The organism is Mesorhizobium sp. WSM4871, assembly GCF_055811295.1.
Genome location: NZ_JBVVPU010000004.1, coordinates 288,478 through 309,863 on the forward strand (window position 1 = coordinate 288,478; position 21,386 = coordinate 309,863).

The 21,386-nt window shown below is 64.3% G+C and carries 21 protein-coding genes and 1 pseudogene; 7 read left to right on the top strand and 15 right to left on the bottom strand.

Going from position 1 to position 21,386, the window contains the following annotated elements:
• Positions 1 to 11: 11 nt before the first annotated feature.
• The 4 genes from AC0L2H_RS10665 to AC0L2H_RS10680 form a co-directional block, all read right to left on the bottom strand.
• The gene (locus tag AC0L2H_RS10665; RefSeq protein WP_473590158.1) at positions 12 to 1,529 is read right to left on the bottom strand and encodes a sugar ABC transporter ATP-binding protein; all 1,518 of its coding nucleotides are present in this window, start codon (positions 1,527 to 1,529) and stop codon (positions 12 to 14) included.
• 62 nt (positions 1,530 to 1,591) lie between these two features.
• Positions 1,592 to 2,560: a sugar ABC transporter substrate-binding protein gene (locus AC0L2H_RS10670; RefSeq protein ID WP_473590159.1), complete on the bottom strand. Its 969-nt coding sequence runs from the start codon at positions 2,558 to 2,560 to the stop codon at positions 1,592 to 1,594.
• 52 nt (positions 2,561 to 2,612) lie between these two features.
• Positions 2,613 to 3,635, bottom strand: coding sequence for an ABC transporter permease (locus tag AC0L2H_RS10675; protein ID WP_473590160.1), 1,023 nt, complete (start codon positions 3,633 to 3,635; stop codon positions 2,613 to 2,615).
• A 233-nt stretch (positions 3,636 to 3,868) separates the two neighbouring features.
• Positions 3,869 to 4,633 (bottom strand): phytanoyl-CoA dioxygenase family protein, encoded by a 765-nt coding sequence (locus AC0L2H_RS10680; protein WP_473590161.1) that lies wholly within the window; start codon positions 4,631 to 4,633, stop codon positions 3,869 to 3,871.
• Positions 4,634 to 4,808: 175 nt separating this feature from the next.
• Here AC0L2H_RS10680 and AC0L2H_RS10685 point away from each other — a divergent pair, with 175 nt between their 5' ends.
• Positions 4,809 to 5,663, top strand: coding sequence for an AraC family transcriptional regulator (locus AC0L2H_RS10685; protein ID WP_473590162.1), 855 nt, complete (start codon positions 4,809 to 4,811; stop codon positions 5,661 to 5,663).
• Here the strand turns inward: AC0L2H_RS10685 and AC0L2H_RS10690 are convergent.
• The 4 genes and pseudogenes from AC0L2H_RS10690 to AC0L2H_RS10705 all read right to left on the bottom strand — a co-directional run.
• Positions 5,660 to 5,845: pseudogene (locus tag AC0L2H_RS10690) on the bottom strand (multicopper oxidase domain-containing protein); the annotation flags it as partial. The gene AC0L2H_RS10685 and the pseudogene AC0L2H_RS10690 sit on opposite strands and share 4 nt — an antisense overlap.
• A complete protein-coding gene (locus AC0L2H_RS10695) occupies positions 5,793 to 6,068 on the bottom strand; it encodes a cytochrome c (protein ID WP_473590371.1) in 276 nt (91 codons plus the stop codon). The pseudogene AC0L2H_RS10690 and the gene AC0L2H_RS10695, both read right to left, overlap by 53 nt.
• A 95-nt stretch (positions 6,069 to 6,163) precedes the next feature.
• A complete protein-coding gene (gene cueR, locus AC0L2H_RS10700; RefSeq protein ID WP_473590163.1) occupies positions 6,164 to 6,562 on the bottom strand; it encodes a Cu(I)-responsive transcriptional regulator in 399 nt (132 codons plus the stop codon).
• A gap of 89 nt (positions 6,563 to 6,651) precedes the next feature.
• Entirely contained in the window at positions 6,652 to 6,915 is a 264-nt protein-coding gene (locus AC0L2H_RS10705; protein WP_473590164.1) for a hypothetical protein, read from the bottom strand.
• 238 nt (positions 6,916 to 7,153) lie between these two features.
• On the opposite strand from AC0L2H_RS10705, the gene AC0L2H_RS10710 reads away from it, so the two are divergent.
• The 6 genes from AC0L2H_RS10710 (at position 7,154) to AC0L2H_RS10735 (ending at position 15,373) form a co-directional block, all read left to right on the top strand.
• The gene (locus tag AC0L2H_RS10710) at positions 7,154 to 8,593 is read left to right on the top strand and encodes an FAD-binding oxidoreductase (protein WP_473590165.1); all 1,440 of its coding nucleotides are present in this window, start codon (positions 7,154 to 7,156) and stop codon (positions 8,591 to 8,593) included.
• Between the two features lie 429 nt (positions 8,594 to 9,022).
• A complete protein-coding gene (locus tag AC0L2H_RS10715) occupies positions 9,023 to 10,573 on the top strand; it encodes a DUF2778 domain-containing protein (protein ID WP_473590166.1) in 1,551 nt (516 codons plus the stop codon).
• 273 nt (positions 10,574 to 10,846) lie between these two features.
• Positions 10,847 to 11,632, top strand: a complete 786-nt coding sequence (locus AC0L2H_RS10720) for a ThuA domain-containing protein (protein WP_473590167.1) — start codon at positions 10,847 to 10,849, stop codon at positions 11,630 to 11,632.
• Positions 11,633 to 11,709: 77 nt separating this feature from the next.
• Positions 11,710 to 12,768 carry a Gfo/Idh/MocA family protein gene (locus tag AC0L2H_RS10725; RefSeq protein ID WP_473590168.1) on the top strand — a complete coding sequence of 353 codons (1,059 nt, stop codon included), beginning with the start codon at positions 11,710 to 11,712 and terminating at the stop codon, positions 12,766 to 12,768.
• Positions 12,769 to 12,791: 23 nt separating this feature from the next.
• Positions 12,792 to 13,193, top strand: coding sequence for a GFA family protein (locus AC0L2H_RS10730; RefSeq protein ID WP_473590169.1), 402 nt, complete (start codon positions 12,792 to 12,794; stop codon positions 13,191 to 13,193).
• Positions 13,194 to 13,597: 404 nt separating this feature from the next.
• Positions 13,598 to 15,373, top strand: a complete 1,776-nt coding sequence (locus AC0L2H_RS10735; RefSeq protein ID WP_473590170.1) for an SLC13 family permease — start codon at positions 13,598 to 13,600, stop codon at positions 15,371 to 15,373.
• Positions 15,374 to 15,482: 109 nt separating this feature from the next.
• On the opposite strand, the gene AC0L2H_RS10740 is transcribed toward AC0L2H_RS10735, so the two are convergent.
• The 7 genes from AC0L2H_RS10740 to AC0L2H_RS10770 form a co-directional block, all read right to left on the bottom strand.
• Complete coding sequence (locus AC0L2H_RS10740) at positions 15,483 to 16,226, bottom strand: amino acid ABC transporter ATP-binding protein (protein ID WP_107650929.1); 744 nt, start codon at positions 16,224 to 16,226, stop codon at positions 15,483 to 15,485.
• Positions 16,227 to 16,251: 25 nt separating this feature from the next.
• Positions 16,252 to 16,926, bottom strand: a complete 675-nt coding sequence (locus AC0L2H_RS10745; RefSeq protein ID WP_473590171.1) for an amino acid ABC transporter permease — start codon at positions 16,924 to 16,926, stop codon at positions 16,252 to 16,254.
• Positions 16,923 to 17,600: an amino acid ABC transporter permease gene (locus tag AC0L2H_RS10750; protein ID WP_473590372.1), complete on the bottom strand. Its 678-nt coding sequence runs from the start codon at positions 17,598 to 17,600 to the stop codon at positions 16,923 to 16,925. Before AC0L2H_RS10750 ends, AC0L2H_RS10745 begins: the two co-directional genes overlap by 4 nt.
• Positions 17,601 to 17,711: 111 nt before the next feature.
• Positions 17,712 to 18,500, bottom strand: a complete 789-nt coding sequence (locus AC0L2H_RS10755; RefSeq protein ID WP_473590172.1) for an ABC transporter substrate-binding protein — start codon at positions 18,498 to 18,500, stop codon at positions 17,712 to 17,714.
• A gap of 116 nt (positions 18,501 to 18,616) precedes the next feature.
• Positions 18,617 to 19,780, bottom strand: coding sequence for a saccharopine dehydrogenase family protein (locus AC0L2H_RS10760; protein ID WP_473590173.1), 1,164 nt, complete (start codon positions 19,778 to 19,780; stop codon positions 18,617 to 18,619).
• Positions 19,777 to 20,283, bottom strand: coding sequence for an Lrp/AsnC family transcriptional regulator (locus AC0L2H_RS10765; RefSeq protein WP_473590174.1), 507 nt, complete (start codon positions 20,281 to 20,283; stop codon positions 19,777 to 19,779). The genes AC0L2H_RS10760 and AC0L2H_RS10765 overlap by 4 nt, the downstream gene beginning before the upstream one ends.
• 175 nt (positions 20,284 to 20,458) lie before the next feature.
• The gene (locus AC0L2H_RS10770; RefSeq protein ID WP_473590175.1) at positions 20,459 to 21,382 is read right to left on the bottom strand and encodes a LysR family transcriptional regulator; all 924 of its coding nucleotides are present in this window, start codon (positions 21,380 to 21,382) and stop codon (positions 20,459 to 20,461) included.
• Between the last annotated feature and the right edge of the window lie 4 nt (positions 21,383 to 21,386).

Sequence of the window (21,386 nt, forward strand, 5' to 3'; positions counted from 1 at the left end):
TCGGGCCTCGTTCAGGACGCCATGGCGCGCGCCAGGATTGCTTCCTCGTTGATGCCTGCGCCGGTCAACTCGCCCGAGATCCGGCCGTTGCGCAGCACCAGAACGCGTTCGGCGTTCATGATCAATTCCGGAATCTCCGACGAGATCATGACCACGGCCACGCCTTCGCCGGCAATGCCGCGCAGGATGGCGTAAATTTCGGCCTTGGCGCCGACATCGACGCCGCGCGTCGGCTCGTGCAGGACAAGCACGCGCGGGTTGGTGACGAGGCTGCGCCCGAGGATGATCTTCTGCTGGTTGCCGCCGGACAATGTCGCCAGTCTCTGGCCAAGATGTGAAATGCGCGCGTCGAGCCGGGCGACCTGCGCGCGGGCTTCGCGGTGCACCGCGCCACGCCGCATGAAGCCGGCAAGCGAAAAGCGCGGCAGCGAGGCCGAGACGACATTGTTGGCGACGCTCATCGCCAGCAGCGCGCCGGCGCCACGCCGGTCCGCCGGCACCAGGGCCATACCGTTGCGGATGGAGGCGTGCGGGTCGGCGGCGCGTAGTTCCTTGCCGTCGATGGTGATGCGGCCGCTGCGGCCGCACAAGCCGAACAGCGCCTCGCCAAGCGTGTCCTTGCCGGAGTCAGGCAGACCGCCGATGCCGAGGATTTCACCCGCGCGGGCGTGGAAGCTCAAATCATCGAGGGCTGGCGCGGTCAGCTTCTCGACCGAGAGCACAACCGGTGCTTCATCCGACCGTGCCTCGGGCTGCAATGACCACTGCGCCGCCGTGTCGAGATTGCGGCCGACCATGGCACGGATCAGCCGGCCTTCCGACAGGCCGTCATTGTCCAGCGTCTCGATGGTGCGGCCGTCGCGCATCACCGTTATGCGGTCGGCAAGGTCGAGCACTTCCTTCAAATGATGCGAGACATAGATGACGGTGACGCCTTCGCCGCGCAATTGCCTGACGATGTCGAACAGCCGCTCGCTCTCGCGTTTGGAAAGCGCGGAATTGGGTTCGTCTAGCACGAGCACGCGGGCGCGCTGGCGGATGGCGCGGGCAATCTCGACCAACTGCATCTCGGCGACGGAAAGCCGGCCGACCCTGGTGTCGGGGTCGAGCTTGCCCATGCCGAGGCGGGACAAGGCCGCGCGGGCCTCGCGCCGCATCTCCTCACGCGGCACCAGCGACACCGCTGAGCGCGCCGCCATGTCCGACATCATGATGTTGTCGGCGATGGTCAGTGTCGGGCAGAGCGCCAGTTCCTGATAGACCACGGTGATGCCGGCGGCCCGACTGGCCAGCGGCGAGGCGATGGTAGCCTGCTTGCCGTCGATGCGGATTTCGCCGCTGTTTGGCTGCAAGTCGCCGGCAAGGATGTTCATCAAGGTCGATTTGCCGGCGCCGTTCTCGCCGACGACGGCATGCACTTCACCGGGACGGAAGTCGACGGAAATACGGTCGAGCGCCAGCACGCCGGGAAACCGCTTGGTCAGGCCGGAGATTTCGACGATGGAGGCAGGCGTCTGTTGCTCGGTCATGAGGCTGGCTGAACGGAGAGCCGCCGACCTCAGTGGCCGGCAGCTCGCGTTACGCTGGCATGCTACTTCTTGGCGACCTCGGCGATGTTTTCCTTGGTGTAGACGCCGACGCCGGTGTCGAGATTTTCGATCGGCTGGCCTTTCAGGAACTGCACGATCAGGTCGACCGCGGCAAAACCCTGCTTTTCCGGCGCCTGGTCGATCGTCGCCTGGACATTGCCGTCCTGTACGAGCTGCACTGTCTGGTCGAGCAGGTCGAATCCGACCACCTTGACCTTGTCGGCGGCGCTGTTGCGTTCGACCCAGGTGCCGGCGGCCGGCGTCGAGCAGCATTCAAGCGACAGCACGCCGGAGATTGCCGGATTGGCCAGCATGGCATTCTCGATCGCAGCATAGATCTTCTGCGGATCGGTGCCGGTGTTGAGCGTGGAGACCACCTCGATGCCGGGTTCGGCCTTGAGCGCCTCGCGCGCGCCGTTTTCGCGGTCGAGCGACCACTGGGCGGCGGCATCGATCGTGGTGATCATCACCTTGCCCTTGCCGCCCAGCACCTTGGCCATCAGCTTGCCGGCCTCGCGGCCGGACTGGACGAGGTCCTGGCCGGCGAAGGCGAGGCGCTTGCTCTCCGGATTGTCGGTGTTGAAGGTCACGACCGGGATGCCGGCGGCGATCACGCGATCGATCAGCGGCGCCAGCGCGTCGGTCGAGACCGAGGAGATCGCCAACCCGTCCATCTTGCCCATCAGCGTCTCGATCTCGCTGATCTGGCCGTCGGCATCGGCGCCGACGGGACCGATGAACTGGGCGCTGACCTTGTCCTCCTTGGCGGCGCGCTCGACGCCGGTCTTCATGAACGGCGCGAATTCGTTGGAGACGTCATGGTAGGAGACGTAGATGTCGAGCGGCTGACCGGCGGCGATCTTGGCCTTGATGCGGTCGGCCAGCGCGAAATCGGCGAGCTTGGCGCCGGCATGGGCCGACAGCGGCAGCAGGCTGAGTGCGGCTGCGAGAATGACATGTCTGAGTTTCATGGATAGTCCTCCCTTGTTTGGCCCTTGATTTGACCTGTTGGTTGCTCTGCTTTCAGCTCGTGCGACGCGTGCTCCATTTGTCGATGCCGACCGCAATGATGATGACCAGACCGATCATCAGCTCCTGGACAAAAGGCGACACGCCCATCAGCACCAGCCCGTTGCGCATGACGCCGATAATCAGCACGCCAAGGATGGTGCCGAGGATGGTGCCTTCGCCGCCCGACAGCGAAGCGCCGCCGACGATGGTCGCCGCGATGACATCGAGCTCCAGCCCGACGCCGGTGCGTCCGGCCTGGCCGCTGGGCAGGAAGGCCATGCTCAAAATGCCGGCGAAGGCCGCCAGCACGCCCATCAGCACGAAGGCGTAGATCTTGACGGAGTTGACGGAGATGCCGGAGACGCGCGCCGCCTTGGCGCTGCCGCCGACGGCATAGACGCGGAAGCCGAAATTGGAGAAGGCCAGCACCACCCAGGCGAGTGCGGCGATAATGACGAAAAAGACGAGCTGCATCGGGACGATGCTGAACAGATAGCCCTGACCCATGAAGCCGAAAGCCTGCAAGACGTCGGGCAGGGCGCCGTTGCGGGCGTTTACCGTCACCGGCTGGCCGTTGGTCAGGATGAGGGCGGCGCCGCGCACGATGGAGAGCATGCCGAGCGTCGCGATCAGCGAGGGCAAGCGGCCATAGGTGGAAAGCACGCCGTTGATGAGGCCGATGGCGACGCCGGTGGCGAGGCCCACCCCGATCGCCGGCAGCAGCGCCCAGCCGGCGATGATCAGCATGCCGGTGGCAAGGCCCGAGAATGCATAAGTCGAGCCGACCGACAGGTCGACCTCGCCGGCGATCAGCACGAACGTCATGCCGACCGCCATGATCCCGAGCAGGGAGATCTGGCGACCGACATTGAGCAGGTTGAGCGACGTCAGGAATCCGTCGGTGGCGAAGGACAAAAACAGGCACAGCGCGAGCAGCGCGATGAACACGCCTGCCTCGCGCGCCCGCAACAGCCGCGCCAACGTCATTCGGTCCGTGGCTGGCGCGCGCGCGCCGGTCCTGACCGCATCGGCCATTCAGCATCCTCCCTGCGTGCGGCGAGATGCCGGTCGCGACCGGCCCCGCCCTCCCGTTCTTCCCTCATCGACCCAGGCAGAGCTCGCGCCCCGATCGATGCATGAGAGCCTGATCATCCCAAATAGATTCAGGATTTGGCCCTATCTCTTTGTTCGACCTGATCTTTTCCAGCCCGAAGGTTCAGGGGATCAAGGTCCGGCGCGGGCGCGATCGTCCACGCCTTGCTTTGGCCTCAGGACGCCTTGCGGAAAGAGCCGGCCGGCACCTTGCGCAACTCATCGTAGTTTCCGTATTCGCGCACCTTCTTGAACGGCGCGTTCTCGATGGCGTTGTAGGAGCAGATATAGCCCCAGCGATAGGTATTGGAGCGGTTGGCGTCGGAGCGATGCAGCAGATTGCCGTCGAAGATCAGCGCGTCGCCGGCTTCCATCTCGACATAGATATGCTCGTAGCGCTTCAGCGCGGCTTCCAGATGCTCCTGCTCGACATTGGTCTGGTCGTTCTCGCGGATATGGTTGAGACGGCCGAGCTTGTGCGAACCCTTGAGCACCTGCAGGCAGCCATTCTCGCGGGTCGCCTTGTCGAGCGCGACATAGATGCTCATCATGTCCGGCGCGAGACAGCCGTAATTATACCAATAGCCGAAATCCTGGTGCCATTCCCAGGCGCCGCCCTCGTTGGGCTGCTTCATCGTCATCTTGTGGCTGTAGAGATAGATTGGCTTGCCGACGGCGGCCTCGGCGAGATCGACCATGCGCTCGTCGCGTGCGAGCAGCCCGTATTTGTCGTCCTCGGCCTTGGTCCACATCTTCAGAAGCGTCGTCTTGCCTTCCTTGTCGCCTTTGGCCATGACGGCGCCGCTCTTGTTTTCCGCTTCCAATTGCCTGCGCGCGTGATCGCGGAAGTCGTCCACCTCCGCCGTGGTCAGCAGCCCCTGGCGAATGATGTATCCATCGCTGGTGTAGCGCTCCTTTTCAGCCTTGGTCATCGCGAGCATCGTCTTGCCTCCCTGGTCTTCGCGAACGGGGCCGTCCTTGGCGCCCTGCGCCTTGAAGCCCGGACAAGGCGAGGGCTAATGAATGCCGATCCCGCCTGCCTCTTGAGAGCGACCATAGCGGCGCCCGACGGGGAACAAAATGGACAGCAGAGCGCTGTTTTTGTATAAAACGCGCATGAGAGCAAGAACGTCCGTTGTCGAGAGTTTCCACTATGTGCCGGCCGCCGGCTGGACGCGCACGGCGTTCAGTGTGCTGCGCGCCGGCAAGGTCGCCGCGGCGCCGGATTACCGGATAGAACGCGCGGCCTATCCCGGCCAGGACATCCTCTATTGCCTGGCGGGCCGCGGCGTCGTCGAGACGCTGGGGCAGCGGCTCGAGGTTCGGCCGAGCCAACTGGTGTGGATGGCGAACGAGGCGCCGCATGTGCATGCCGCCGATGAGCACGACCCGTGGAGCCTGCTCTGGTTCAGGCTCGACGGGCCGGACCCGGCCATCCTGCGCCGCAAGCTGTTCGGCGAGGGCAGCCTGCGGACCGTCTTCACCGACGCGATGAACCCGGTGCCCTGGTTCGAGCGGCTGTTTGCGGCGCTGCGGCGGCGCGACGCCAGTCTCGACCTCAGACTCAACCAACTGGTCGCCGAATTCGTGCTTTTGGTCGACCGTGCGCTGGCCGGCACCGGCATCGACGATCTGCCGAAGGCGCTGGCCGCCGCCGTGGACGCAATGCGCGGCGAACCCGGATTCAACTGGACCGCACCCGACCTGTCCGCGGTCACGGGGCTCGGCCCTTCGCAGATCCGGCGGCTGTTCCAGAAGCATCTGCGCACGAGCCCGCATCAATGGCTGATGCGCGAGCGGCTGATGCAGGCGCAGTCGCTGCTGGTGCAGAGCGACCAGCCCCTGGGCGAGATCGCAGAGGCCTGCGGCTTCTGCGACGTCTATCATTTCGGGCGGGAGTTCAAGCGCTCGGTGGGGATCTCGCCGGCGGCCTGGCGGCGCAGCGAATTGGGCACCGGGCCGGGATATTAGCCCGGCGCCACATCCATGATCATCATCAGGCCGCCGCCGCCCTTAACCTCGACATTGTTGTTGGTCGTGTGGTGCGGGATGTGGCAATGCAACAGCCATTTCCCCGGTCTTTGCGCCCGCCACAGCACGTCATAGCGCTGTCCGGGGCCGACATTGACCGTATCGGCCATGTAGCGGGCGCTCTGTGTGACGGGCCAGTGCCTCGAATTCCGAACGGGCTTGATCGATTTCCAGCTTGGCACCCGAAGGCGCGCCCAATGTCGTGCTGGGAAATTCGTCGATGAGGGCAGGGCCAGTCCGGGCGCGGACGGTCTTGGCCGCCGCCTGGAACGCCGCTGCGTCATAGGCCCGCCTGCCGTCGAACATCCCGGCGATCGTTCTCGCGGCAGCGGCCATCTCCCTCATCGAGGACTGGCGCGTGGCGACGATCGCGTCAGGGCCGGAGCCGGCGACCGCGGAGGCGCAGGCAAGCGACAGGATCACCGCAGCCGCAGCCCGTCTCACTGCGCCATGCCTTCTCCCGCCAACTCGTCGATGATCGGACAATCCGGCCGCTCGTCGCCATGGCAGTGTTCGACCAGATGATGCAGCAGTTGCCGCAATCCAGCCAGTTCGGCGATCTTTCTGTCGATCTCCACCAACTTGGCTTGCGCGATGGTCTTCACGTCGGCGCTCTCACGGTCCTTGTCGTGATAAAGCGACAGCAATTGCCGACACTCGTCGACCGAAAATCCCAGGCTACGCGAACGCTGCAGGAACCGTAGGCGGTGGATGTCGGCAGTCGAATAATCGCGATAGCCATTGTCCGTCCGGACCGGGTGCACGAGGCCGATGTCCTCGTAATAACGTATCGTCTTCGGCGGAAGGCCGGACTTTTCGGACGCGATGCCGATGTTCATGATGGAATCTCCGTTTGCAACGGAGATACACCTTCCAGCGGCTGGAAGGTCAACACTGTAAAGTGGACGCGGCCATGAAGTGCCGCCGTTCACGGCTCGTCGATGTCTTCCTTTGAAGGGTTCCGCGAAATAGCGCGTTCCTCCTCGTCGTCCGGCAGCGCTTCGTCGCTGTTCTGGTACGGATTGTCGTCGTCTTCCTCGGGCAGTTCGGCGTCCTTTTCGACATCGTAACGGATGTCGCCGTTTGCCGGCACGCTTTCCTTTAGAATGTTGGCGCCTTTGATCGCGTCCCAATCCTGCTGTTCGATTGTCGGGCCCTCGGGCTGATCGTCGGGTTTTCTGCGCGGTGCCATCAGAGATCTCCTGTGCATCGGTCAGTCAAACGCCTAACTCTGCCGGCCGTCGCATGGTTCCAAAAACATCATGGACTGGATTTTACCGGCCTCTGGCTCGCCATTGTCCTCCACACAGAAACGGTCGTGTGGAAGCGTCCGGCACGAACTTGCGCGATCTCTAATATAAGTGCACACTGCCGAGTTGGACGGGAAGACGGCTCGTAAGCACGGCTCATAAGCAAAGCGGGAGGAAACCATGAACAGCATGAGCCTCACTACACTCGAACGCGGCAAGACGACGATCGATGTCGCGGCGCTGGAAGCGCTTTCGACGCAATTGCGCGGCACGGTGCTGAGGGAAGGCGATGGCGCCTATGACGAGGCACGCAGCATCTGGAATGCCATGATCGACCGGCGGCCAGGGCTGATCGTGCGCTGTGCCGGCGCCGCCGATGTCATTGCCGCCGTGAACTTCGCCAGGGAAAACCGGCTTCTCGTCGCTGTTCGCGGCGGCGGCCACAACATTGCCGGCAGCGCCGTCTGCGACGGTGGCCTGATGATCGATCTTTCGCCGATGAAATCGGTGCGGGTCGATCCGCCGACGCGGCGTGTATGGGTGGAGCCTGGGGCGACGCTTGCCGATGTCGACCTGGAAACGCAGGCTTTCGGACTGGCGATACCGACGGGAATCAACTCGACCACCGGCATATCCGGCCTGACGCTGGGTGGCGGCTTCGGCTGGCTGACGCGAAAATTCGGCCTGACCATCGACAATCTTCTCAGCGCCGATGTGGTGACCGCCGACGGCAAGCTGCTGCGCGTCAGCCAGACCGAGAATCCGGACCTGTTCTGGGCGCTGCGTGGCGGCGGCGGCAATTTCGGCGTCGTCACGGCTTTCGAGTTCAAGCTTCACCGTGTCGGTCCCCAGGTTCTGTCGGGACTTGTCGTTCATCCCTTCGCCGATGCCCAGGAGGTGCTGCGGCAATACCGTGATGCGCTCGAACTGGCGCCCGATGAACTGACCTGCTGGGTGGTCATGCGGCAGGCGCCGCCACTGCCCTTCCTGCCGGCTGAATGGCACGGCAAGGAGGTGCTGGTTCTGGCCATGTGCTATTGCGGCGACCTTCAGGAGGGAAAGAGAGCGACGAAAAGGCTTCGCGCCATCGGCACGCCGATTGTCGATGTCGTCGGTCCCAATCCGTTCGCGGGCTGGCAGCAGGCATTCGATCCGTTGCTTACATCAGGCGCCCGCAACTATTGGAAGAGCCATGATTTCACCGGGCTTTCCGATAGCGCAATCGAGGTCGTCACGGCAGCGATACCAAGGCTTCCGGGGCCTGAATGCGAAATATTCCTTGGCCATGTCGGCGGCGCGGCGGGCCGGGTGAAAGCGGACGCAACGGCGTTCCCGCAGCGCAGCGCGCATTTTGTCATGAATGTCCACGCCCGCTGGCGCGAACCGGGAATGGACGAGGCCTGCATCGACTGGGCGCGCGGCATCTATGAGGCGGCCAAGCCCTATGCCGCAGGCACGGCCTACGTGAATTTCATGCCCGAGGACGAGGTCGACAGGGTCGAAGCGGCCTATGGCGACAACTATCGGCGGCTTCTGGAGATCAAGCAGCGCTACGACCCGCTGAATCTGTTCCGCATGAACCAGAATCTGCGGCCGATGGAAAAACTGCAGGCGGCATAGGGCGGTTAGCCGAACGAAGCCTCCACGGTCAGAAACGTGGCTTGTCGTCGCCGCCGATCGTTTTTTGGGCCCGAACGGGTCTCCAACCGCCACGCGCCAGCAAGGTCTAGTCATTTCGTTTGCTTGACTCGACCGGCGAAAACGGGCAGCAAAGCCGCATATGGAGGGCAATTTCGCCACTTTCATAGTCATGAAGGACGAATATTTCGAAGTGACCGCCGCCAAATCGGCGACCGGTGGAGGGATTGGTTAACCAACTTTGTCCATCTTTTGAATCAATCGGCAACAGCAGCGAAGGGTGCCGGGGGGCATCAGGCGAACTGTGATCGTAACGGATGCGAGGGCGCAAGCCGGCAAGCCGATTGAGAGTGTTGTATGGCGTTTTTGTATTCGAAAAGCCGGGGTGACAATCCATCTGGATTGACTTCGATGAGGCCCAGCCTGCGTTGGGTCGCGGTTCCAGCCGTCGGCGCAGCGGTCGTTTTGTGGTCGGTGGCGACCATGGCCGGCCTCTACTCGGTGGGGGCATCGCTCACTGCCGCTTCCAACAGCCTGCCGCAGAGCCTGCGTTCACCGCGCACCATCGCGTTCGCCGATCAGCGCAGCACGTTTCCAAATTCCTGGGCCCATTCATGGGCGCCGCAGCTCTCGACCGGCCGGCAGGCGTCGCTGCTCAATCGATGCGACGCCGGCTGTGTGCACGCCGCCGGCAGCTTCTCGCACGATGACAAGGAGGCGCGCATCGAGCCTTTGGCGCGGTTGAACGAGGCCGCTGCTGCCATGCCTCGTGACCGCTTCGACAGCGTGGTTGCGAAAGCTGCGTTGTCGCCGCAAAAGCTTGCCGCGGCCTTTGCCAATGCCTCTTCTCACGTCCCCGGTGCACCATTGGCGCTTGCCGGCCCGCCGGTGGGGGCTCGCTTTGCAGGCGCCGCGCGCGTGCCGGACCTGCATGGTCCCGCATCCGAGCGCTTCGGGCCTGAGGTCGCGGAGATCGAACGATCCTCGCGCCTGGCGCTGGCGTTGGCGAACGCATTGCCGGAACAGACGATCCCTGAACAGATGATCGATGTGCTGCCGCCCGCGGCAATGGCAAATGATGCTGCCGCCGCGCAAGAGCCGCAGCAGGGCGAAATGCAAGTGGCCTCGCTGCCGCCGCAGGACGAGATGCCCGACAGCATTCCGGTGCCAAATTTCCGTCCACAGGCGAAAATCGAGCAGTCGGACGAGGCGCCGGCGGTCAAGGCACCGAGCACCCAGCCGGCCAAACCTTCCAAGGCTGCCCAGGCATCCAAGGCCAAGGCAAGCAAGGCGGTCGACGCGCCGCAAGTCGAGACGCAATCTCCAGGAGCCTTGTCGCCGCGCAATTCGTCACTCGCCGCTCTGCCAGGCGTGCAAGGCAACCCGGCCAGCCGGAACACGCGTGCCAGCCAGAGCACGCAAAGCGGCTCGGGCACGCAAAGCGGCCCGGGCACGCAAGGCGGCCAGGGCAAGCCGGCCAAGCGATCGAAAGCTCAGGGCGGCGACATGCTGGCCTATGCCAAGCCGGACAATCCTGAGCGCGGCGTCGGCGGGGCCTTCAGGAACCTTTTCACCAGGCCATCCCTGGGCAGCGGCGTCGCCGTCTACGATATCTCGGCGAAAACCGTCTATATGCCGGACGGTTCGCGACTCGAGGCGCATTCGGGAATTGGCTCGATGGCCGATCAGCCGCGCTACGCCAACCGCAAGAATGTCGGCCCGACACCGCCCGGCACCTATGACTTGAAGCTGCGCGAATCGCGCTTCTACGGCGTCGAGGCGATACGTCTCACCCCCACCGGCGGCAACAACACATATGGCCGCGACGGCCTGCTCGCCCACAGCTACCTGCTGCGCGGCGGCCGTGCGGAATCCCATGGCTGCGTGGCCTTCAAGGACTATGCGCGCTTCCTAGCCGCCTACAAGAAGGGCAAGATCAAGCGCCTCGTCGTGCGCGGCTAAGCAGCCGCTGACGCGGATCGCGAAGGAGCTCGGCGTCTAGAGCCTGTTCCATCCCGATCGAATCGGGATGGGGCTCTATCTTTTTGTTTGAGCATGATTTTTCCGAAAACCGGATTCCACTTTTCGGGATCATGCTCTAGACCCGCAGCGGCGAGAACGAATGCCGCCACGGCACCCGATTGTCAGTAGCCGCCACCGAAACCGTTTTCATTCCCGGCCGGGCAGACTATGACTGGCCGGGGCGGGTCGGCTCCGGTTCACCAAGAGGATGTCATGACAATACGCGCTGTCGTCTGGGGCGAGAATATCCATGAGCGGACCAATGAGGTGGTCGCGGGCATTTACCCCGAGGGCATGCACGCTACGATCGCCAAGGCGCTGAATTCCGACAAGGCGATCTCCGCCTCGACCGCGACGCTGGAGCAGCCGGAGCATGGCCTGCCAGCCGACCGTCTGGCCGAAACCGACGTGCTCGTCTGGTGGGGACACAAGGACCATGGCGCGGTCGCCGACGAAATCGTCGAGCGCGTGGCGCGTCGCGTCTTCGAAGGGATGGGGCTGATCGTCCTGCATTCCGGCCATTTCTCGAAGATCTTCAAGAGGCTGATGGGCACGCCGTGCACGCTGAAATGGCGCGAGGCGGGCGAGCGCGAGCGGCTCTGGGTGACCAGCCCCAGCCATCCGATCGCTGCCGGGATCGGTGAGTATTTCGAGCTCGAAAATGAGGAAATGTATGGCGAGCAGTTCGCCGTTCCGGAGCCGCTGGAGACGGTCTTCATCTCCTGGTTCCAGGGCGGCGAAGTGTTCCGGTCGGGGCTGACCTATCGCCGGGGCGCCGGAAACATCTTCTATTTCAGGCCGGGGCACGAGACCTATCCCACCTATCACGACGCCGCCGTGCAGAAGGTGCTGCGCAACGCGGTCAAATGGGCGCACAACCCGCTGGGGTCAAACCCGGCCGTCCTCGAGGCGCCGAACGTGCCGGTGGAAAAGGCGCTCGAGCCGATCGTCGAGCGCGGCGGCAAACTTCATGCCTCCGGCGAAGCCGGCTTCCGCTAGACCGTGATCCGAACCTTCGATTCGGAAAAATCAATGGTCAAACAATACGATAAAGCCCCATCCTGAGGATAAGAATCATGCGGCTTTTGATACTCGGCACCGGCTGGATGGCGCAGGAACATGCCCGGCAGTTCGGCAAGATCGATGGCGTCGAACTGGTCGGCGCCGTCGATGTCGACCGTAAACGCGTCGACGAATTTTCCGACAGCCACGGCATCCCCAATCGCTTCACCTCACTGGAGGATGCGCTGGCATGGGGTGAGTTCGACGCGGCGGCAAACGTGACGCCGGATCGCATCCACCATCCGACCACGATGATGCTGGTCGCGGCGGGCAAGCCGGTGCTGTGCGAAAAGCCGCTGGCGGAAAACTTCGAGAAGGCCAGCGAGATGGCCGACGCCGCCGAGCGGGCCGGCATCATCAACATGGTCAACCTGACCTATCGCAATGTGGCGGCGCTGCAGAAGGCGCGCGCCATGGTGCTGGCCGGCGAGATCGGCCAGGTACGGCATGTCGAGGCGTCCTATCTGCAGAGCTGGCTGGTGTCGAAATTCTGGGGCGACTGGCGCACCGACCCGAAATGGCTGTGGCGCCTGTCGCGCGGCCACGGCTCCAATGGCGTGCTGGGCGATGTCGGCATCCACATCCTCGATTTCGCCAGCTATGGCGCCGCACTCGACGTCGATCATGTGTTCTGCCGGCTGAGAACCTTCGACAAGGCGCCCGGCAACCGGATCGGCGAATACGAGCTCGACGCCAATGACAGTTTCGCCATGGCGCTGGATTTCTCCAACGGCGCGTTCGGCGTGGTGCACGCCAGCCGCTGGGCGACCGGCCATCTCAACGAACTCAGGCTGCGCATCTATGGCGACAAGGGCGGCGTCGAAGTCGTGCACAATCTGAACGGCTCGGAGCTGAAGGCGTGCATGGGCGAGGACATCGAGAACGCCAAATGGCAGGCCCTCGACCCCGGCTCGGTGCCGACCAACTACCAGCGCTTTGCCGGTGCGGTGCTGAGCGGCGTGCAGGCCGAGCCGTCGTTCCGCCATGCCGCCGAGCTGCAGAAGGTGCTGGACCTTGCCGTCGTCTCGGATGAGAAACGGGCAGAGCTCGGGGCACACGCCGACACACAGTGAGATCTTTCGAGGAGGAGCCAGCCATGGTCACGCGCCGCGCCGAATGTTCCTGCGGTCAGCTTTCCGCAACCTGTTCAGGTGAGCCGGTACGGGTTTCGGTATGCCATTGCCTGGCCTGCAAGCGGCGCACCGGCAGCGCGTTCAGCTTCAATGCCCGGTTTCCCGAGGACAAGGTGTCGATCGAGGGGCGATCGGCGGAGTTCATGCGCGTTGGCGAGGAGGGCGGCCGCGTCACCTACAATTTCTGCCCGGACTGCGGCACCAATGTCCACTACCGGATCGACACGCAGCCCGGCCTGGTCGCCATCCCGGTCGGCGCCTTCGCCGATCCGTCGTTCCCGCAGCCCTTCCAGTCCTTCTATCACGACACCCGGCGCTGCCAGTGGGTCGAGATCCGGGCTGAACCTCTGGCTACTTTCGGCTGACGTTTGGACGGTGCAGTCTGCAACCGTCCACACTCTCCACGCATTCGATGGGCTGTGAACACGATGACTTCCAACCATGATCCGGGCAACAATGATCCCGGCGGGCCACTGACGGGCTGGACGATCAAGCTCGGAGAGTCGCCCCTATCCACAGCGGCACCGACTTTGGCAGGGCTTGTCGAACGCTTATGAAGCCCAAGCTCGTCGAGGGCCGCAGGCAAGACGCGAGCCTTCGCTGGTTCGACCGGGATATCCCGCCGGCAGCCCGCCGAGATCACGGACGCCGGTCACTGATTGAAGTAGCGCGGGGCGGCGCAAGTCATCCGTCCTCGCGCTTTCCACTTGCAACCAACTGCTTCAGGCGGTGTTGACAGGTTGAGCCGCAGCGAGGGAATGTCCGGTAGATGCTGATCAATCAGGTTCTCGCCTTTGCCATCATCGCGCTCATGATGGCGGCGTTCGTCTGGGGCCGCTTCCGCTATGATCTCGTTGCATGCGGCGCGCTGATCGCCGCGCTCGCCATTGGGGTCGTCCCATATGACGAGGCGTTTTCCGGCTTCAGCGACGACATCGTCATCATCGTTGGCAGCGCGCTGCTGGTCAGCGCTGGCGTCGCGCGCTCCGGCATCATGGAATTCGCCCTCCAGCGCTGCGCACCAAACGTGACGGGTATCCGGGCCCAACTCGTCTTGCTGGTCGCGGTCGTCACCATACTGTCGGCCTTCATCAAGAATATCGGCGCGCTGGCGATCATGATCCCGATCGCCTTTCAGTTCGCGCGCAGGTCCAACACCTCGCCCTCGGTGTTCCTGATGCCGATGGCGTTCGGCTCGCTGCTCGGCGGGCTGATGACGCAGATCGGCACTTCGCCCAACATCGTCGTCTCGCGCATCCGCGAGGAAATCACCGGCACCGCCTTCACCATGTTCGACTTCACTCCGGTCGGTGCGGCACTGGCGGCGGCTGGTATCGTCTTCCTGGCGCTGTTCTACTGGCTGGTGCCGGTGCGAACCCGCGAGTCCAGTTCCATCCACGAGGCACTCGACAGCCACAGCTATGTCACCGAGGCGCGCGTCGTTGCCGACTCGGTGGTCAACGGCAAGAGCGTGGCCGACCTCCTGAAATATGCCCGAGGAGAAGTGGTGGTCACGTCGATCCTGCGGGCTCGCGCTCAGCGTATCATGCCGCTGCCCGACGCAGTCCTGCGCGAGGGTGACATCATGCTGGTCGAAGGCCGGCCGGAGGCGCTCGACCGCGTCGTCGCCCAGGCGAAGCTCAGCGTCACCGGCAGCCGCGAGGCGGCCGGGGGAGGCGGCAACGAATCCTCCACCGCCATCGAAGCCGTCGTGGGCGAACATTCCCCGCTCATCGGCTGGTCCGCGCAACAGCTGGCGCTCTACGACCGTTTCAACGTCAACCTGCTGGCCGTCAGCCGCAAAGGCGAGCGCATCAGCGAACGCCTTGGCGCAGTGACGCTGCGGATGGGCGACGTGGTCGTGCTGCAAGGCAATCCGCTACGTTTACCGGACATTTTGCGCGAACTCGGCGCGCTGCCGCTCGCCGAGCGCCCGATCCTGCTCGGCAGCGTGCGGCACGGAATCGTCCCGGTCCTCATCCTGGCGGCGGCGATGGGCTCCACTGCCGGCGACCTTCTGCCGGTGCCGATCGCCTTCTTCACCGCCGCCGTCGCCATGGTGTTGTTCCGCGTCATTCCGGCACGCGATATCTACAGCGCCATCGATGGGCCGATCCTGGTCATGCTCGCCACGCTGATCCCGGTCTCGAATTCACTTCGCCGCAGCGGTGCGACCGACGTCATCGCCATGTGGCTCGCCGATGTCGGCGCCGCGTTGCCGCCGGCCGGAGCGCTGGCGCTGATCCTGGTCGTCGCCATGGCCGTGACGCCGTTCCTCAACAACGCAGCGACGGTTCTGGTCGTCGCGCCGATCGCCGCCAGCTTCGCCGCAACGCTGGGCTATCGGCCTGAAGCTTTCCTGATGGCGGTGGCGATCGGTGCCGGCTGCGATTTCCTCACTCCGATCGGCCACCAGTGCAACACGCTGGTCATGGGCCCCGGCGGCTACCGTTTCAGCGACTATCCGCGGCTCGGCCTGCCGCTGTCGATCCTGGTCATCCTGGTCGCCGTTCCGATGCTGATGCTGGTCTGGCCATTGCGGTAGCACACGAACACGGGATTGATTTGCCCTTCGAAGCAGGGAGATTCCTCAGACACCGAAAGTCACGTCGGCATCTCGGCCTTTGGCGGCAGCCAGGTGATCGAACCTGACTCTAGTGCCGCAGGATCTTGCTCAGGAAGGCGCGGCTGCGGTCGGTCTTGGGATGCGAGAAGAACTCGTCCGGCGTGCCGCTCTCGACGATGGCGCCGGCATCCATGAACACGACGCGCTGGGCGACCTTGCGGGCAAAGCCCATTTCGTGCGTCACCACCATCATGGTCATGCCTTCCTCGGCGACCGCGACCATCACGTCGAGCACTTCCGAGATCATCTCGGGGTCGAGCGCCGAGGTCGGCTCGTCGAACAGCATGATCTTGGGGCGCATGCCGAGGCAGCGCGCGATCGCCACGCGCTGCTGCTGGCCGCCGGAGAGCTGTGCCGGATATGCATCGACCTTGTCAGCCAGCCCGACCTTGGCCAGTAACTCGCGCCCGGCTTGCTCGGCTTCAGCGCGCGGGATCTTGCGCACATGGATGGGAGCGAGCGTGACGTTCTCCAGCGCTGTCTTGTGCGGATAGAGATTGAACGACTGGAAGACGAAGCCGATCTCGGTGCGCAGCCGCGTCATGTTGGTGGCGGGGTCGCCGAGGCGCTGGCCGTCGACCACCAAGTCGCCGTCGCGGATCGTCTCCAGCCCGTTGATGCAGCGTATCAAGGTGCTCTTGCCCGAGCCGCTCGGGCCGCAGACCACGACCACCTCGCGCGGTTCGACGCTGAGCGTGATATCCCTGAGCACATTGAGCGCGCCGAACCATTTGTTGACGCCGCGAAAATCGATCATTCCGGTTTTGGTCATATTGCCGGACCCTTGGGGTTCGATGTCACAACTGCACCTCGCCATGCGCCGCGCCCATGCGCTGCTCCAGCCGTCTCGCCAGCATGATCAAGGGATAGCAGACGATGAAATAGCCGAGGCCGACGAGGAAGAAGACCAGCAGCCCGTTCGGCACACGCTGCACCACCAGCCAGCCGACGCGGGTGAGGTCGGTCAACCCGATGGCCGAAACCACCGAGGAATCCTTGATCAGCAGCACATATTGCCCGACCAGCGGCGGCAGCACGATGCGCATCGCCTGCGGCAGCACCACCTGGCGCATGCGTTGCCAGCGCGACAGGCCGGACGCAAGTGCAGCCTCGACCTGGCCGGTCGGCACCGAGCGGATGCCGGCGGCGACGATCTCGCAGATGAAGCAGGCGGCCAGATTGGTCAGCGCGATGATGCCGGCGGTGAAGGCGTCGAGCTCTATGCCGAGCTCCGGCAGGATGAAGAAAATCAGGAAGATCTGCACCAGGAACGGCGTGCCGCGGATGAGGTCGACCCAGGCGCCGATCGCCGCGCTGATCAGCCGGTTGCCGCCGGTTCGCAATATGCCAAGGCCAAAGCCGAGCAGCGTGCCCAGCATCAGGCTGATCAGCGACAGCACCACGGTCATACCAAGGCCGCGCAAGGCGAGGGGGTAGCTGCCGGCGAGGCTTTGCAGTTGCTGCCAGATCATGTGCTGCTCCTTGCCGGCTGCAAGCCGAGCCAGCGGCCGGACAGCGCCGCCAATCCCTTGAGGCAGTAGTAGAGCAGGAGATAGAAGGCCGCGATGGTGATGAAACCTTCCGCCGGCATGAAGCGGTCGGAGGCGAGCAACTGGCCGGCGCGCGTCAGTTCGGCGACCGAGATCAGCGACAAAAGGGCGGAATCCTTGACCAGCACGATCGCCTGGCCGAGCAGCGGCGGGATCGTCACCTTGAACGCCTGCGGCAGGATGACCAGCCGCATACGCTGGACATAGGTCATTCCCGAGGCGACGCCGGCCTCCACCTGGCCGCGCGGGATCGACAGGATGCCGGCGCGGATGATCTCGGCGACATAGGCGCCGCTGTTTAGCGACAGAGCGAGGATGCCGACGACGAGCTCGGGCAGGACGACGCCGAGGCGGGGCAGGCCGAAATAGAGGAAATAGAGCTGCGCCAGCAGCGGCGTGGCGCGCACCGCGTCGATATAGGCCTTGGCCGGGACGCGGAACAGCCAGCCGCGCTGCAGGTTCATGGCGGCGAGCACGATGCCGACGGCGAGTGCCCCGGCAAAGGAAATCAGGGAAAGCCACACGGTCGTGACAAGGCCCTGCCCGAACAAGGGCAGATACTCGACGATGGTGCGGAAGCTGAAGTTCTCGAGCATGGTGAGTGGACAGTAGTGAGTAGGCAGTAGGCAGTAGTGAAGGTTTCCGGAATGGCCATCAGCCATTCGATGCTCCCTACTGCCTACTTCCTACTTCCTACTTCCTATTTGTCAGTGATCCTTCTTCCAGGCGTCGGAATTGACCCAGTAGTCGAGATTCTTCTGCAAGCGGCCGTCGATGCTGACCTGGTCGAGGAACAGGTTCATCCAGATCAGCAGGTCGGGCTCGTCATAGCGGGTGGCGAAGGCCAGCGGCTCCTTCGACAGCAGGTCCGGCATGATGGTGAAGTTGCCGGCCGGATAGGCGGTCGACTGACCCTTGACCGCCGAGACGTCATTGACGCCGCAATCGGCCTGGCCGTTGTTGACGGCGTCGAGCAGCAGCGGGCCGCCACCCTTGTAGCTCTTTATGTCGGCGTCCGGGAAGGCGTTCTTGGCTTCCTTCTCGCCGGTGGCGCCGAGCAGCACGGCAATCTTGGTGCCCTTGGCCTTGCAGTCCTCGGTGGTCTTGAACTTGCCGTCAGCCTTGGTGAAGACGGTACTGCCCGTATACATATAAGGTTTGGTGAAGGCGACCTTCATGCCGCGCGCCAGCGTCGGCGTCATGTCGGCGACCAGAAGATCGGCCTTGCCCGACAACAGCGCCGGGATCAGCCCGTCCCAGTCGAAATCGAGGAAGGTGATCTTGACGCCCATTTCCTTGGCCATCAGCTCGGCGAGTTCGACCGAACTGCCGGTGCGTTCGCCGGCCGCACCGACCAGCGAGAAGGGCGGTCCTTGCGTCTGCACGGCGACGCGCAGTTCGCCGCGCTTGGTGATGTCGTCGAGCGTTCCGGCGCTGGCTGCGGCTGTGAGGCCGGCGAGCGCGAGGCCGGCGATGAAAAGCTTGGCAATCTTCATTTGGGCATTCCTCCTTGTTGTCGTTGTTGTTCCACTTTGTTGTTCACCCATTGGGGGTGCCTTCTTGAGCGGCAGCGCCGTTGCCGGCGGCGACCACCGTTCGAAAATCTGTCTCCTCAGTCCCAGCCGACGGTTTCGGATACCCGTATACCGCGCCTGGCCAGTGCGTCGAGGAAGCGGCCGTCGGGCACGTGCAGCAACGGGTTGAGCAGGCCGGGCGTGGCGATCTCGCCGCGCGCCAGCATCTGCGCGACGATGCTTGCGGGATAGCCGACGCCGAGGCTCATGCCGAACAGGCCGGACGCCAGGTCGCGTTCGATGATCAGGTCTGAGGTCACCGTCTTGCGGCGGCCGCCTTGCGTGCCTGAAAAGACATTGCGCATGACGCACAGGTCCTTCTCGTCGGCGCCATATTGCAGTTGCGGGCCGAGCAGGCGGCCGAGAAATTCGCGCGGGCTTGAGCCGGTGCCGGGCACCTTGTCCTCGGAGAGGAAGCCGAGCTCCTTGAGCGGAGCCCAGAACGCCGACCATCCCGGCCAGCGCAGCGAATAGCGGCCTGAGCGCTGCAACCCCCTGGCGGCGGCCAGCATCTCGACATAGTGCGGCGCGTCGCCATTGGGGAAGGCTTCCAATTGGCCAAGCCCGGCGACCTCGATCTGGTGGATGAAGCGGTTGTCGTGCTGGCGGCTGGCCGGCACCTCGACCCGCTTGCCGTCCTCGATCAGCACGCTGTCGCGGTTCTGGCTGACCAAGACCATGTCGAAGTTCCAGCTCACCTTGTAGCACAGCGGCTTGGCCATCGCCTTCGGCTCGGGGATGCCGCCGCAGTAGGAATCGATCGCGGTGATGGTGTCGAACTGCCGGGCGGCATGGGTGTAGAGAACAAGGTCGATGCCGGGGTCGAGCCCGCATTCGGTCATGATCGAAACGCCGGCCTTTTCCGCCGCCGGCGCCAGATCGGCGATGGCCTTGCCGTAATTGGTGGTGACCAGCGGCGTGCGCGTCGCGATCGCGGCCAACACCGCTTCGCGCATCAGCGGCTGCGGCAACAGGTCGATGACGGCGTCGACATCAGCCAGCACATTGGCCAGGGCCGGGCCGATCGCGCCTTCGGGCACGACGAAACGCACGTGGGTGAGATCGGTCAGGCCGCCAAGCCGGGCAGCCCCGTCCGGCGCGGTATCGACGCAGACGACCTCCTCGACACCGTCGCTGGCGACGAGATCGGCGATTGCCGCCCGGCCTTGCAGGCCGAGGCCGCCGAGAACCGCGATCTTCATGCCGGCTCCTTGCGCGCAACGTCTTCCGACCAGCAGCCTTCCGGCAGGCTCACCCATTTGTTGCAGGAGGCCATGACGACGAAAGTCTCACTGCGCACGACTTCGCCCGGTTCGCCGGCGCCGGGGATCAACTCGCTGGTGACGCGGTAGAGATCGGCGACATCGCCGGCCACGGTCACATCGACGATGATGTCGAAGCGCCCGGTGACCACGGCGGCCGAATTGACGAAGGGCAGTTCGGAAATGCGCTGCGCCAGCTCGCGAGCACGGCCGCGCCCCTGGGCATTGATGCCGACGATGGCCGAGATCAGCTCGGGGCGCTCGGTCAGGTTAAGCAGCCCGACGATCTTGAGCAGGTTGCGGTCGAGCAAATTGCGCAGCCGCGTGCGCACCGTCGGCACCGAGATCGCCATCGTCTCGGCGAGCCGATTGATGGCAAGCTGCGCGTCCTGCGACAGCAGCTTGACCAGTCGCCGGTCGGTCTGATCGAGATGTTCCCGCAAAGGCTCTAACTTTCATAAAAGGAAATAATTTGTAGAGTTTTCTTTCTGATATGAAAACAACCTAGGCGATATCCTTTGAAACCGCAAGAGCGTTCGGCTGCCTGTTAACAGGGCCGGATGGTGTGAATCCCTGAAGGCGGCGGGCTTTGCAGGTGGCCGACCGAGGGCATGCCGGCTAGCGGGGCTTCCCGATCCCAGGAATGCCGCCGATTCGCTCGGCGAGAAAGTCGACCAGCAGCCGGACCCGGGCGATGCCCGCGCGCTCGGGGACGATCAGCATGCTCAGCGGTATGGGAGGCGGCTCGTAGTCCGGCAGGACCACTTCCAGCCGGCCGGTCGTCAGGAGATCGCCGACCAGCCAGTGATGAGCAGGTGCGATACCGCGGCCGGCGACGAGGGCTTCGCGCGCGGCAAGCCCATGGTCGACCCGAAATCGGCCGCCAAAAGGCACTGTGTGGCGTTCGCCGTCCGGCCCCTGCAGGGCGAGCGTATCGCTTCCCGCGATGTTCGACATCCGGATGCCTTCATGGCCAGGCAGATCCTGCGGGACAGCCGGCCGGCCCCGCGCCGCCAGATAGGCCGGCGCCGCCACCAGCAGACGCCGCGACTGGCCGAGCGCCCGCAGCTTCATCGAGCTGTCGGTGAGGGGACCGAGACGAAGCGCGATATCGACGCCCTCCCGAACAAGGTCGATGCGCTCGTCGGTGAGACTGAGATCGACCCCGATGTCGGGATAGCGGTCCTGAAAGGCGAAGATCAGACGGCTGACGTGCAGGACCCCGAGCGCCGCCGTGCAGGATATCCGGATCGTGCCGGCCGTCGCGCCGCGCGTGCCCCGCGCCTCATCGCCGGCCTGCTCGACGAGGCGCAGGATCTGAACGCAGTCGGCATAGTAACGGCTGCCTTCATCGGTCATCGTGACACGCCGGGTGGTCCTGCTGAGCAAGGGCACGCCGACAGCCTCCTCGAGCTCCCGCAAATGCCGCGTGACCGTCGACTGCCCAACGCCGAACTCGCGCGCGACGGCCGACAGGCTGCCGCGCTCGGCGACGCGAACGAAGGTGCGCATGCGCTCGAGTGTAACGTCCGACCTATCCATTATT